The organism is Pseudomonas sp. ATCC 13867, from assembly GCF_000349845.1.
In the GTDB taxonomy this organism is placed as follows: domain Bacteria; phylum Pseudomonadota; class Gammaproteobacteria; order Pseudomonadales; family Pseudomonadaceae; genus Pseudomonas.
Window position 1 is genome coordinate 2,788,326 of the sequence record NC_020829.1, and the last position, 12,754, is coordinate 2,801,079.

12 protein-coding genes are annotated in these 12,754 nt (G+C 54.8%); 2 read left to right on the top strand and 10 right to left on the bottom strand.

Annotated features, from left to right (window positions below; genetic code table 11):
• Positions 1-10: 10 nt before the first annotated feature.
• Together H681_RS12500 and H681_RS12505 are read right to left on the bottom strand one after the other, a co-directional pair.
• Positions 11-370 (bottom strand): hypothetical protein, encoded by a 360-nt coding sequence (locus H681_RS12500; protein ID WP_015477228.1) that lies wholly within the window; start codon positions 368-370, stop codon positions 11-13.
• Between the two features lie 2 nt (positions 371-372).
• The gene (locus tag H681_RS12505; protein WP_015477229.1) at positions 373-825 is read right to left on the bottom strand and encodes a hypothetical protein; all 453 of its coding nucleotides are present in this window, start codon (positions 823-825) and stop codon (positions 373-375) included.
• 355 nt (positions 826-1,180) lie between these two features.
• Between H681_RS12505 and H681_RS27235 the strand changes: the two genes are divergently transcribed.
• Positions 1,181-1,492, top strand: coding sequence for a helix-turn-helix domain-containing protein (locus H681_RS27235; RefSeq protein WP_015477230.1), 312 nt, complete (start codon positions 1,181-1,183; stop codon positions 1,490-1,492).
• Between the two features lie 366 nt (positions 1,493-1,858).
• On the opposite strand, the gene H681_RS26395 is transcribed toward H681_RS27235, so the two are convergent.
• The 5 genes from H681_RS26395 to H681_RS12530 all read right to left on the bottom strand — a co-directional run bounded on the left by H681_RS26395 (position 1,859) and on the right by H681_RS12530 (position 7,971).
• Positions 1,859-2,797, bottom strand: coding sequence for a hypothetical protein (locus tag H681_RS26395; RefSeq protein ID WP_157883322.1), 939 nt, complete (start codon positions 2,795-2,797; stop codon positions 1,859-1,861).
• 92 nt (positions 2,798-2,889) lie between these two features.
• Positions 2,890-3,852 carry a hypothetical protein gene (locus H681_RS26745; RefSeq protein WP_177324585.1) on the bottom strand — a complete coding sequence of 321 codons (963 nt, stop codon included), beginning with the start codon at positions 3,850-3,852 and terminating at the stop codon, positions 2,890-2,892.
• On the bottom strand, positions 3,842-4,705 hold the full coding sequence (locus tag H681_RS26750; RefSeq protein WP_080636221.1) for a TniB family NTP-binding protein: 864 nt from the start codon (positions 4,703-4,705) through the stop codon (positions 3,842-3,844). Before H681_RS26750 ends, H681_RS26745 begins: the two co-directional genes overlap by 11 nt.
• A 5-nt stretch (positions 4,706-4,710) precedes the next feature.
• Positions 4,711-6,330, bottom strand: a complete 1,620-nt coding sequence (locus H681_RS25835) for a Mu transposase C-terminal domain-containing protein (protein WP_015477233.1) — start codon at positions 6,328-6,330, stop codon at positions 4,711-4,713.
• 711 nt (positions 6,331-7,041) lie between these two features.
• Positions 7,042-7,971, bottom strand: coding sequence for a site-specific integrase (locus tag H681_RS12530; RefSeq protein ID WP_015477234.1), 930 nt, complete (start codon positions 7,969-7,971; stop codon positions 7,042-7,044).
• Between the two features lie 181 nt (positions 7,972-8,152).
• On the opposite strand from H681_RS12530, the gene H681_RS12535 reads away from it, so the two are divergent.
• Positions 8,153-9,127, top strand: a complete 975-nt coding sequence (locus tag H681_RS12535) for a DNA-binding protein (protein WP_015477235.1) — start codon at positions 8,153-8,155, stop codon at positions 9,125-9,127.
• 35 nt (positions 9,128-9,162) lie between these two features.
• Here H681_RS12535 and H681_RS12540 read toward each other — a convergent pair whose 3' ends face one another.
• The 3 genes from H681_RS12540 to H681_RS12550 all read right to left on the bottom strand — a co-directional run bounded on the left by H681_RS12540 (position 9,163) and on the right by H681_RS12550 (position 12,691).
• A complete protein-coding gene (locus H681_RS12540; protein ID WP_015477236.1) occupies positions 9,163-10,074 on the bottom strand; it encodes a LysR substrate-binding domain-containing protein in 912 nt (303 codons plus the stop codon).
• 242 nt (positions 10,075-10,316) lie between these two features.
• Complete coding sequence (locus H681_RS12545; RefSeq protein ID WP_015477237.1) at positions 10,317-11,735, bottom strand: OprD family porin; 1,419 nt, start codon at positions 11,733-11,735, stop codon at positions 10,317-10,319.
• A gap of 11 nt (positions 11,736-11,746) precedes the next feature.
• Positions 11,747-12,691: a pirin family protein gene (locus tag H681_RS12550; protein WP_080636272.1), complete on the bottom strand. Its 945-nt coding sequence runs from the start codon at positions 12,689-12,691 to the stop codon at positions 11,747-11,749.
• Positions 12,692-12,754 lie beyond the last annotated feature (63 nt).

Here is a 12,754-nt window from a genome sequence, read left to right on the forward strand (position 1 = left end):
CGCACGTCTCTCAATGCATACGCTCTACTTTGCAGAACTCTTGCAGTCGCTGTTGAGCTTCTAGGTCTTCAGCTACTAGGTGGATCGCAGACAGGTAGATCTCCTTACGCTGCTTAGGATTGGCCAACAGAATTGCCGCTCGAGCTACCTCATCAGTCAGACGCTCTTCACACTCGATTGGGCCAGCCCTACGCTCTCCCTCATGAGCAAGAATCTCATCCACAATTCGACTGAGCAGCGTGGAACAGATCAGGGCCATGCGGCGATCCGTCGACAGCAGTTGCGCAATATCCCAAGCGTTCAGTTTCATGAGCTGCAGGAATCGGATCTCGATGGTTGAGATAGTCAGCGGCACGTTCATGCTATGCATGCTCAATGCACCTTAAGGCTACGGGCCGCTGTAACCGGATAGATCTGTATGAGGTTCTGAAGGTCAGACTCATCTTCTCCTTCGTCAGCGTGATAGACATAGGTTTTGCCTGTTTTCAGGCGCAGAACATAGGCGTTACGGCCCAGTCTGCTTTGCCCTACCCAGAGCGTGTCTAGCGGGGACATGACGCACAGCCCTTGCTGGTTCATCCACCCCGGCGTAACGGCTTGAACGTTCTCGATACGCATCCCGGAGCTCTGCTCGCCGAGCAGTTGCTTAAAAATCGCCACATCGCCCGCCATCATTCCTCTCCGGCGAATTCTTCCGTCTTCCTTCGTAACCAAGGTCATTTGGAACCAAAGGTCATCAAGGTGGAATGCAACGTGCCAGCGGCGAAAGTTCCCAGCGCCAACCTCGGGGAAAAAAACTTCGGCGGTGAGTGGTGTTTTGAACATTCGGAGCAACCTCAAGAACAAGCAAAAGCGACAAGCGCAAAGGGGTCACTCAGCTCGACCTGGCGAGTCGCGGCGATCAGAAAAAAACGAGCGCACGACCCACCAGGCAGCATCTGTAACCGATGAAGGAATTAGGTATGTATTGACAATTTGGGGGCCGGCTAAGGCTAGGTAGCGATGGTCGCTTCGATTTTTTTGGACTCGTCCTGTAGGGCAGGAGCGCGTCATAGCCGGCTTCACCTCGATTGCGGAGGGCGGCAGAAGAATAGGCGCCCCAGGGTATATGACCGATCGATCATAGCATTTTTTGGGGCAAAGTGGATTTATCGTTATCTTTGCGTGAAGAGAAGATGCGATGGAGTTGAGAACTGCCTTCGGGAACGTCCTGCGAGATCTACGAGTGCGAAACGGCATGGCGCAAGATGAGTTGGGGCCTCAAGCCCATATAAGCCGGATGGAAGCAGGGAAGAAGGATGCAACGCTCAGCAGCATTGAGAACCTAGCCAGGGCGCTGGGCATGCACCCGGTCGAACTGCTAGCTAGGGCCGCCTGCTGGCAAGCCGATCAGGATCCTGTTGATTTCCTGCTAAAGTTGGCAGCCGAAATTCGGTGCAGAAATGGCGAGCTGCCAGCTCCCATCAGGCCGATCACAAGCCCTCCCTTATGACATAAGCCGATGCTGCGAAAGGATTCATGTTATCGACATACCAATCAGGCTGCGACGGCCACGCAGCCCTAGCTGTTACACTGAACAGAAAGACTCGCAGGCCAGGCACGACATGATGTAGTGTAACGTGCTCATGGCTACCCCTAGAGAAAATGATGATAGAAAGAGAAAAGCGGATGAAAATTGTCGAGTACGTTTTGTCAACAAATCGACTATCGGCACGCGAGCCAAGTGAACATGTAATGCGCCTCCTTGCCCTATATGAGAACGGCTTAATTACTTCTGAAGGATTGTTAGCAGAAGTAAAAGAAAAATATAGTAGTAATGGGAAGCAGTGAGCCCCATAAAGATTTTATTAGAGAGTTCTTATGTAAAAGTATTCTTTATGCCGCAAAGCAGGGGATCCAGCCTTTCTCGTACAAATTCGCTTAGCATCGGCATACACAAGATACTTAAAAGATTTTGATACTCCCCTCTTCCGACCGTGGGCGCGATCCAGGCACCAAGTTCATACAAGGATGCCGGCCATTCGATATCGTCTTCAAGCGCACATCTTTGGATCGCCGCAAGATCTTGCTCAGTTAAAGCATCAAAAATCCAGGCGGTCAGGATCATCGCCATCATGCGTTGATACGGGGTGCTATTTCTCGCTCCGTACCTAAGACGATCTATAAAGCGAAGATTCACCCTTACAAAAAAACGGCGCCTTTGACCGCCAAAAGAATATCTGGCGATCCCGCAGTCAACCTGCAAGAGAAGCGCGAACAGAACTTGAGCGGCGACCGCCGAAGCTATAGATTCCTGATTACTGCCCCCTTGGGTGCTGGAGACCTCCAAAATCTTCAACAGCCAGCGCTGTGACTTTATGCCTACTTCATTGCGCACCTCACTAGAATGCAACATCCATTTAGTAGGATACTGAAATACTCCATCGTCTTCAGCACACTCCCAATTATACTCGATTCGGTGCGCCCAGAAAGCTCTCTCAAAATTTCGAGAAGAGGTCGAGATAAGCAGTAATTTACTATGCTTCAGACAAAATGGGCACTCAACAAAACACCATGACTTCCTCCAGGCAGGTCGAATCCCATTGGCAAAGTCTTCTGACAGACAAAGATCGCAGTAAGAAAAACGAAACCTAGGGTCGAGCGGAGTATGAAAGGCTGGGCCAAAAATAGACTCAGCTTTTTCCGGTGGGATTTTTATTTGTGCCAGAAGCACCTTGGTATTGGGCGAATAGAAGTCAAAATCATAGTCCTCATACTCGCTACGGCCTGTGCATTTAAGAGGGATTTTCTCATACATGTGCATAACGTGCTCTTGGCGCACGGGTGAACGTAAGTCATGAAGCCCCCTGTATATCCACGATGAAAAAAGCTCGTCATAGATAGGTTCTATCATTTTTGCCATAGCAGCGAATAAAATTCTTTTGCAGCCAAGTCATTTTTCTCATCGACCTCTTTTCGATACAGAGACCGTGCAATAACCGCCTCAAAAGAATTGTCCTCATCGTAAGGTTCCAATATCTGCGGCCACACCACGCCGCGCCTACGCATATCCACCTTAAGCCATTCGACTTCCTTCGAACTGAAGAAATCAAAAACAACCCCTACAATCAATAACGCAGCTAAACGCTGCAGCGGAGAGCTGTTCCTTACCCCCATCAGCATTGCATTCAGACAGCTTCTATCTTCCCCCAGTGATACATAGCTATCTTTAATCAAGGCAGATCTAGCCACCCCTTCGGCACTGGTGCTTTTCACTCTTAAGAACCAAGAGTATATATAAAGCATACGAAAGAACCCGGCTCGTGAGGCGAGCCCTTCGCCAGACTCCATTGAGAGCATCGATCTTTGCACCTTTACTCCCAATCGATTTCTGATCTGCTCACGAACTGTACGAGCTCCAGGGAATCCGCCCGCGCTACTAACTACAAGAGCCTGCCATCTAGTAGCCAAAAAATCCTGACCAGAAACGGTTAAAAGAGGCCGTTTATGCTGAAAGCAACATGCTGAATAAATTCGATTCCAATGCTTCCGCCAAGCAATCCCCCTGCCAGCCTTGTCGTCAGCAAGCACGCACTCAGGACAGAAATAGCGCCAACTAAATACACTATCGACGCTCGAGTGATGATCTAAAATTGCGAATTGTACAAGATCCAGCAAGCTGGACTGGGAATTACGACAGACAATATCAGAGACAACCAATAGTACAGAGTCGAGAGAAACTTCTTGGGAGTGAAAAATACCCGAAATATCAGACCATTTTATTTTCGAGCAAAATTTCGATTCTGCACACCTAACAAGCCAAGATGAGATATTCTCATCCAGCAGAGGGCGTATATAGCCTTTAATCTTCATTTGCCTGATAGTACCATCTATTTTCCCAGCCTCGATCAATCATCTCTATGGTTATTCTCTCCTCTCCTGTTACAATTGCCTGAATGGCAGCCCATCGAATTGCCTTTACTACCAAATCCATTTGGCCCTTTGTTATCTTTAAGATGTGCTTGGAAATTTTTGGGGTATCCAGCTTGGAATCTAGAGCGAGAGGAATGTTTGCATTCCAAGAATTAAGAAATGATCGAAATTCGTTGCCAAATGTCCAGCGCTCCAAGCGCACGACCTCATATCGCCGCGCAAGCTGCATATCGAAGCCTAGAGCTTGGCCGGCCTCCTCAGTCCCAACCGCCATGACTGCCAGGGAGTATGGCGGGGCCGCCAACATTTTTAAGAACTCCATTGAAATATCCTGCTCTCGCCGACCATCCTTAATCCCGGCGTGGATTTCATCAATTATTATTAGACGGACATCTCTCTGAGATATTATTTTCGCCAAATCCAGTGGCAAAACACTTGGGCGAGCATGTTTTAAATCGTGCGGGAGGCCAAGCTCATGGAATACCAGCTGTTTGAATTTCAAGCCAGCAGGATTATCACCCATTGACAGGGATGCAACCTTTCCAGGCCATTTAATTGACTCTAAAACTATTCGCTTGATAAGAGCCGTCTTTCCAGATCCGCCCTCCCCTATAATCAGCAGGCATGGCGCAGGATTCATACCTTTAGCACATACCATGTTCTTAGCGATAACCAAAATTCTGTCAGTGCTCGGGCAGTCAAACCATATATCTTTTAATATTGCCGAAATCCTATGCTTCCTGTCTTTTCCAAGCAAGGCTCGGCCTCTTGGGGTTAAATGCTCGCCGGCCATCCAAATCACTCCTCCATGTTGTAGACAACTGGACGGTAGGAATCATCATCAGATGAGTTTGCATCAACCTCTCGACTAAAGTCCTCCCCTTTACCAATGATCGCGGCTACACTTTGAGAATAGCCACTAATCTCATTTCTTTTTTTTGCCTCCCTTTTAGTTTCATCAATGGCCTTAGTCACAATTAACTTGGACTCTTGATTTAATCCATCCATCCGCCCTATATCATCCCAAGGCAGGGTAGGCCGACCGTTTCGAGACTGCCTAATTTGTTCAAGCGACATTTCCTTCCGCTCAATTTCGTAGCTAGCGCAAATATATTCACCACCTACTTTTACCCATATCTTTTTCATAAAATATGGATCATACTTTACTACAACATTCTTGGTGCCAACCCAGTATATTAAATTTGGCGAGCTATAAAAATTCCCCTCCAACTGAACCCCTTTCCTCCCAATCGTACGCCTAGTCTCAGGCATGAAATCGAGACGAAATTGCGCTGCATCTTTAACCTCATCAGTCTTATAAGACTGATCGGGATTCGCTGCAAAATACTCAGTCCAGGCTCGTGACGGCGACTTCCCCAGCCCCTTGTGATGCTTGTTGTGATAGAGTTCAATTTGAATGACGAACCAGCGCTGGAACTCATCAAAGGTAAGTGCAGCCTTGCCTTCGCTATCATAATCGCCTCGCTGTTTAACGTTTGAATAAGTTGAGCCCGGCAGGAAGTGAACCGTGGACATCATAGTCCCAACAAGCCGCTCAACATGCCCACCGTAGTGCTTCTTACCTATCGGCCTCCACTCCACTGAAATTCCGTTAGCAGCGCAAGCTGACACAAATGCTGGAGACCTAAATTCTGCCGCATTATCCATATGAATCAGTTTTATCTGCCCATGGTATGGATATTGGACGCTACTAACACCCATGCACTCCAGATATTTATCTTTGGGGAAAGTAGCCATAGTTAACGCAGAGGCAACGGATAGTGCGCTGGGCGCATGCATGGAAATATAGAACCCCAAGATAATCCTAGAATAAACATCCAATACGAAAGTGACCCAAGGGCGCCCAATTGGCTTTCTGGTAATTTCATCCACTAGAATTACATCAACTCGGGTATGATCCATCTGCACGCGTTCAAATGGAGTATTTAGCTTGATATACCCGGGCTTCAGGCCAAACTTATCAGCCGCATCGGCCGAGCCATGTTTTGCCTTATGAAGCTCCTTTGGAGGGATGAGCTTTATTCTCCTTAACACAGTGTCGTAGCTTGGCGATTCAAGTCCTTCCCGACTGCATAAAAAAACCACCTCGCGATAAACATGTGCACATGTTGTTGACTTCCCGGAGTATTCCTTCTGAACAGCTGAACTAATAATCTCCTCCACCTGCGTTGAAATAATTTTAGTGCCAGCTTTCCTTCCGCGCACAGCCCTTGAAGCCGAAGATATGCTATGATCTGGATTATATCTTCTGTACGCACGGAAGAATCCACTACGACTTAGTCCGAGGAGACCTAGAGCCTGCTGCAATGTAATCTCATTGGCGCGATAACTTTCGAAAACATTGGCTCGATTATTTGCGATCAGATTTTCCGATATACTTCCATCTCTTCCATCCATGAAGCTATATCGATCTAGGGACTGAGCGGTCGCATCCAACTGGAGTGGCTTTTTGAGTTCAGAGGACTCGACATCCTCATATATACTCCTGCCATCAACCAACGACCGGAGGTGCAATAGCCGACCATGCCGTATTGAGCTTACGACAAAATGCTCTCCGCCCAACACGACAATATCCTCAATATTATAGTCAGTCATAGAGTGCCACCGCCAACTTATGATATTGACTATATAGTCCTCATTGCGTGCATCGGCAAGTCTTGCGACACATTAGTCTATGAAGATAATTATTCGCAAAATGCTAAAACAGCCGACACGCAGGATTGAGATAGACAATATTTGCATTAATCACTTTCTGCGAATTACACATATATTGACCTGGCATTGGTCGCATTAAAAGATGGAAAAAAATCAACACCCAGGGAGAAAGTCCAATCTTTACTGCGAGAATCAAGAAAACATACAGAATATCAATAAGATGCGGAGGTTCACTTTTTAAAGCTTACTGACAAGCGTGATTCTGAGGCCATTCTCTGTCCACGGAGTTCTCAGTGACGCGATCGCTACCGTGCCTGCTCAGTTCGTCCCGGCCACGTTCGTTGCACCGACCGATTACTCGTAAGCGCTTTCGGTTTCTTAAAAACGGGAATGGCAAATTTGAAGAACCTATCGCTGGATTGCAGGACGACCAGTCGAGCCGTCGCTCACGTGTCATTGCTGCAAAAGTGCATGCGCCGTTTCTCTGGAGAAGCCTCCCGAGGCTTCAACGTAGCGCAGCGCGGACTTCGGATCGCGCCAGCCGACATAGCTCATCAGCGACTTTTGGTCCCATCCATTACGCGTGGCCCAGGTCGCGAATCCGCGCCGCAGTGAATGGCTGCTGTAGCGCTCAGCTGGAAGTCCGGCCCCCTTAAGGATCTTTCGCAGCAGCGGGATCACGCTATGGGGATGCAGCGCTTGCGCGGCCACGTGCCCCCAGCGATCGACACCCCGGAATACTGGCCCTTTGGTTTCGCGCATTTCGTCGCACCAGTCCTGGTAAGCCTGTACAGGACACAGTCTCGCCAGTGCTGGCGCCTGGTAAGTCTGCCCGCGATTGTCGCGGTCGACTTTGCTCCAGGGTAAGTAGATCGCCATCCTCTTCCCTGGCGTAACCGCGATGAATTCAATTTCCAGGCGGCACAACTCATCGCTGCGGAACGCGCGCCAGAACCCTATCAGGAGCAAGGCGCGATCTCGCAGGCAGCGCCGGCGAGTAGGCAAGTCAGTGGATGCGCGAATTCCCTGCTCCAGCCAGATGACGCACTGTTCCAGCTCTTGAAGCTGCAGCGGAGAGGCCTGCTTCTCTTGGCGCGGGTGCAGGAAACGGATGCCTTTGAGTACCTGCCTTACAACCGGGGCCTTCGTCGGATCGGGAAAACCTTGACTGAGATGCCACTGCGCCAGGGCCGCCAATCGCGTCTTGAGTGTGTTGGCACTGAGCACGCCCGCATGATCGGCCAGGTAGCGCGCGATGGTCTCGCTCGTGGCCGGCAGAAACCCTCCCCAGCTCACCTCGAAGTGCTCGATGGCGGCTCGGTAGCTGCGCCGCGTATTGCTACGCGTAGCTGCTTCTATATACCGATCCACTTCTTGGCTCATCACCACCCTCCTCTACCTTTCGTACCGGCCTGCTGCTGGAGATAGGTACGCCTTTACCTATCACACGTGATAATTCGTGATTATCCAATCTCAAACTAATGAGCACAAACGTTGATTATTCTTGATAAGATGCTACGTATTTACGTATTACATACCACATTACGAAATCGTCGGAGACCATATGGCACGCGGCGGAGTCACCAAGTTCCTGGTACAGAAGGCCCGCGTAGCCATACTGGCGCGAGGGGAAAATCCGAGTATCGACGCCTTGCGTGTCGAGCTGGGTAATACGGGCTCGAAATCCACGATCCATCGCTACCTGAAGGAGATAGAGGCCGAGAACGCGCCCGCTGTCGGGGCGCCGCGTACGCTCAGCGAGAATCTGACCGAGCTGGTGGCGCAACTGGCTGGCCAGTTGCAGCAGGAGGCACGGCAGTCCGTTGCGGAAGACAGAGCCGCCCTGTCCCGCGAACGCCTGGACTATCAGCAGCAGGTACGGAACGCCCAGGCGCAGATCGATCCGCTGAAGGCGGCCGTACACGCGTTGGAAGTTCAGTTGCAGGATGCTCGCGAGCAGCTCCAGACGGTTCAGGAGCAGAAGCACCAGAGCGACCTGGCGAACGCCCGCCTGCGCCAGGTGGGCAGTGACCTGGAAACCCGTCTGCGGGAACGGGATGCGCAGATTCTCTCGCTTGAGGAGAAGCACAATCATGCCCGCCTGGCGCTGGATCACTTTCGCCAGGCGGCCAAGGAGCAGCGCGAGCAGGAGCGCCGGCAGCAGGAGAGCCAGGTCCAGCAGTTCGGGGGCGAGCTCCGGCAGTTGCAGCAGTCTTTGATCGTGCGTCAGGACCAGTTGACCCAGCTTAACCGGGACAATGAGCGCCTGCTCACCGAGGCGCGCTTGCTGCGCAATGAGCAGGAAGCGAAGCATCAGCAACTCATGCGGGAAACCCTGGCCTCCGAAGTGCTCCGGCAGGACAAGGCCAGGATTGACGGGCAACGCATCGAGCTCGAGGAAAGAAACCAGGAACTGGCCGACGAGCTTCGCCTGTCACAACAACTGCTACGAGAGCAGGCCATCCGGATGGTCGCGCTCGAGGAGCAGGTTCGGCACGCCAGCCAGCGCGAGACGCCTGAGGCGGCAGCGCCCGAGTGACGGGGATGCAGGCGCCCTCCGCGCTGGCCGCAGGTTCATGAGGGTGCCACGCCCTCCTGCTCGAACGCATCGGCAAGGAAATCGATCAGCTTGCGGACTGCGGGCATGAGGCCGCGACGGGAGGGAAATATTGCAACCACGTCGCCCATTTTCGGGAACCAGCCGTCGAGCACGCTGACCAGCCTGCCGCTGGCCAGGTCTTCGCTCACCACCTCTTCCGGAAGAAGCACGACCCCGACGCCCGCCAGCGCACCCTCGCGCAGCACGGATATGTCATCGGATACGATCCGTGGGCGCAGGTGGATGGACGCCGAGGAACCATTCGGTCCGTCCAGCTCCCAGATGTAGTCCTGGACGTGCGGTCCCCAGCAAAGACTGGGCAGTTCGACGAGATCCGCCGGCCCCAATACCCTGTCCGCCCCGGAAAGCATCGTGGGAGCCGCCACCAGGCAGTAACGGCTGAGCGCCAGTTTCCGCATGACCAGCTCGCTGCTTTCCAGCGGTTGATGACGGACGCTCAGGACCAGATCGAAGCCCTCGCTGATGACGTCGACACGGCGATTGAAACTCTTGACCTGCAGTTCGACCACCGGGCATTGCGCCATGAAGCGCGCCAGCATGGGCGCAAGGCGCGAGTCCAGCAACGCCGTCGTGCAGGCCACCCTGACGACTCCACGGGGCTCGGCCCGGCTGCGCTCGATCGTGTCCTCGGCGGCCAGGGCCTGCTCCATCATCGCCACGCAGTACTGGTAATACTCCAGGCCGATTTCAGTGACGGAGAAGTGCCGAGTCGAACGCTGAATCAGCCGCACTCCCAGGCGCTCTTCCAGCCTTGAGACACGGCGGCTCAAGCGCGACTTGGGCAGCCCCAGCACGCGGCCCGCGGGGGCGAATCCACCGTGCTCGACCACTTTGGCGTACAGGAACAGGTCGTTCAGATCAAACATGGAAACTGGCCATCCACACCCTCGTCAACATTATTTCGAACCTACTCATGAAGGGTGACACTCGCAGTATTCCTCGCCCGTTCGCGCAATGGGCGTAACGGGGTGGCGCCGGACAGGCGTCATCCCGGTGCTGATGGGACATTCGGGTAACGGATCAGGCACGCTGCGTGACGCGCTTCGACAGCCGGTTACGGCAGGCAGTCAGGATCGGCTGGACGTACGGCATCGCGCTCATCCAGTCCTCAGAACAGGCTGATCGGGTAATCGACGATCAAACGGTACTCGTCGGCGCTGGAGTTACCCCGGGTGTTGCCTGGAGCGGTATAGCCGTCACCTTCGCGATGGGACGCCCAGCGTGCCGTCAGCGACAGTCCCTTCGCCGGCCCCGCTGGCACCTGGTACTTGAGGGCGAGGTCACGCTCCCAATGTTTGGCGTGCTTCCCGTCCGGGTTATAGATGTAGCCATAGCCGACGCTGTTGGGGTCCACACGGGTCAGGTCCGCCTCGCCGCGCGTATAGGCCGCGATGAACTGCAGTGTCGGCGCGTTGAGGAAAGTCAGGGGTGTTTCGTACTGCACTCGCCAGGACTTTTCTCCCGGTCCGTTGAAGTCGGCGAACTGCTGGGAGTTGCTCAGGTACAGGAAGATCCGGTCGTTCTGCGTGAGGTAGTCGAAAGGCGTTCGGCCATCGACCTTCTGCAGCCCGAGGGTCAGCGTCTGGCCGTAGGCGGTGGCGGCAATCCCGGCACTGTAGGTGTCGTTGTCGATCGTCCCCAGCTGACCGCGACCCTGGTCGCGCGTCCTGAAGTAGTGCAGGTAGGGCTTGAGTACCAGGGTGTCGTTCACCGGGATGGCGTCCGAGAGCCCCAGGTAGTACTGATTCCAGATGTCTTCGAGCTGGCCGCCATAGGCCGACAGCTGCATGCCCCACGGGCCGCTGTAAATGGCGCCCGCCCAGCCCACATGCGGGCTTTCTCGATCCGCCGCGACGCCGGCCTTGTTGCGCGCGCCGTAGGCGGTGACCAGGTGACTATGCCCGCTCTGGTTGCGCAGGCGGGTGGACTCCACGAAGCCCGCATCCAGCCAGAGGTCCTGCAGGCTGTGGTTCTTCAGCGTGACGCCACGATATCCCTGGGGAAACAGGCGGCTCATCCCGCTGGCGATCAGCGGGTTTTCCACCATCTGGTCACCCGCCCTTACCAGGGTATCGAGGTACCTGAGCTTGAGCGCGGCGCCCGCGCTGGAAAAGTCGTCGCCGGGCTTGAGGGCCGAATCCAGCGGCAGCACGCCGGCGCCGCCGCTGCCACCGCCGCCATCCAGCTTGATGCCCAGGAAGCCGTGGGCATCGACACCCACGCCAATGGGCGTGTCGGTGAAGCCGGACCTGAACGAAAGCAGGAAGCCCTGGGCCCACTCGGTCGGGTCGCGGGTGACCAGGTCCGAGTGATTGTCGCGCTGCAGGTAGTAGTTCCTGACCAGGCCGTCCAGCCGAGCGCCCTCCACCAGCCCCGGCGGGATGGAGAGCTCGACGGCCTGCCGCTCATTGATGCCCGTGAAGATGTTGTCCTTCTGTCCAAGGGAGTTGTCGGCCTGGGCGGGCAACGCCAGGAACAGGCCGACGCCTAGGGGCCACAGGCGTCGCTCGACGAATGGGGACCTCATCGTCGAAACGCTCAGGTTCGCCAGGGCAGCAGAGGCGCAACCAGGCGAGGGCCGTCGAACCCCTCCACCTCGCCGAACCGGGCGCTACCCTCCTCCCATTCACGTTGTGCCTGGGCGATCCCTTCCTTGCTGTGCCCCACGAAGTTCCACCAGAGGAAAATTTCCTCGCCGAAGGGCACACCTCCGAGCAGGACGGCGCGGGCGTCAGCCGATGCCGTCAGATCGACCGCCTCCAGCCCCCGGCCGAGATAGGCGAACTCGTTCGTGGCAAAGACCTCGCCGTTGATCCGCCACTCGCCCGTCAACGGCAGAACGCCGTACTCGTAGCTCCGCTCCAGGCCAAGCCGGGTGCTGGCCGCCTGCGCCTTCGCGACCAGATCGAGCCCTACCAGGGGCGAGAAGATGCACGTGGGAGCCTTGTATTGCCCGAAGCTCCCGGCCAGGAGCGTCAGGTCGAAGCCATCGGCCTGCCATTGGGGCAGGCTCGCGTAGTGATCGAACATCGGCGGACGATCGCTGGCGGAAGCCGGCAAGGCGATCCACAACTGGACCGCGTGCAGTCGATCCTCGCCCGGCAGGGACTCTTCGGTGTGGGTGATCCCGTAACCGGCGGTCATCAGGTTCACCTGGCCGGGCCGGATCACCTGGACATTGCCCAGGCTGTCGCGGTGGAGCACTTCGCCCTCGATCATCCAGGTAAAGGTCTGCAGCCCGGTATGCGGATGCGGACCGACGCGCAGTCCACTCCCGGAGGTGAAGACCGCCGGGCCGGCATGGTCCAGGAAGCACCAGGCCCCGACCATGCGGCGGTGCCGTGAAGGCAGCAGCCGGCTGACCGAAATGCCGCCACCGACTTCGGCGCTGCGCGAAGTGATCCGCTGGATGGCCCGCACGCCGTCGTTCATCGGGCAATCGACGGACGACGACAGCTCGCATTGGGTTTCGTGTGTACTCATCATCAGATCTCCCTGGCCACCGGGATACCCACGACCTCGACCAGCGGGTGCCTCGGTGCGTGT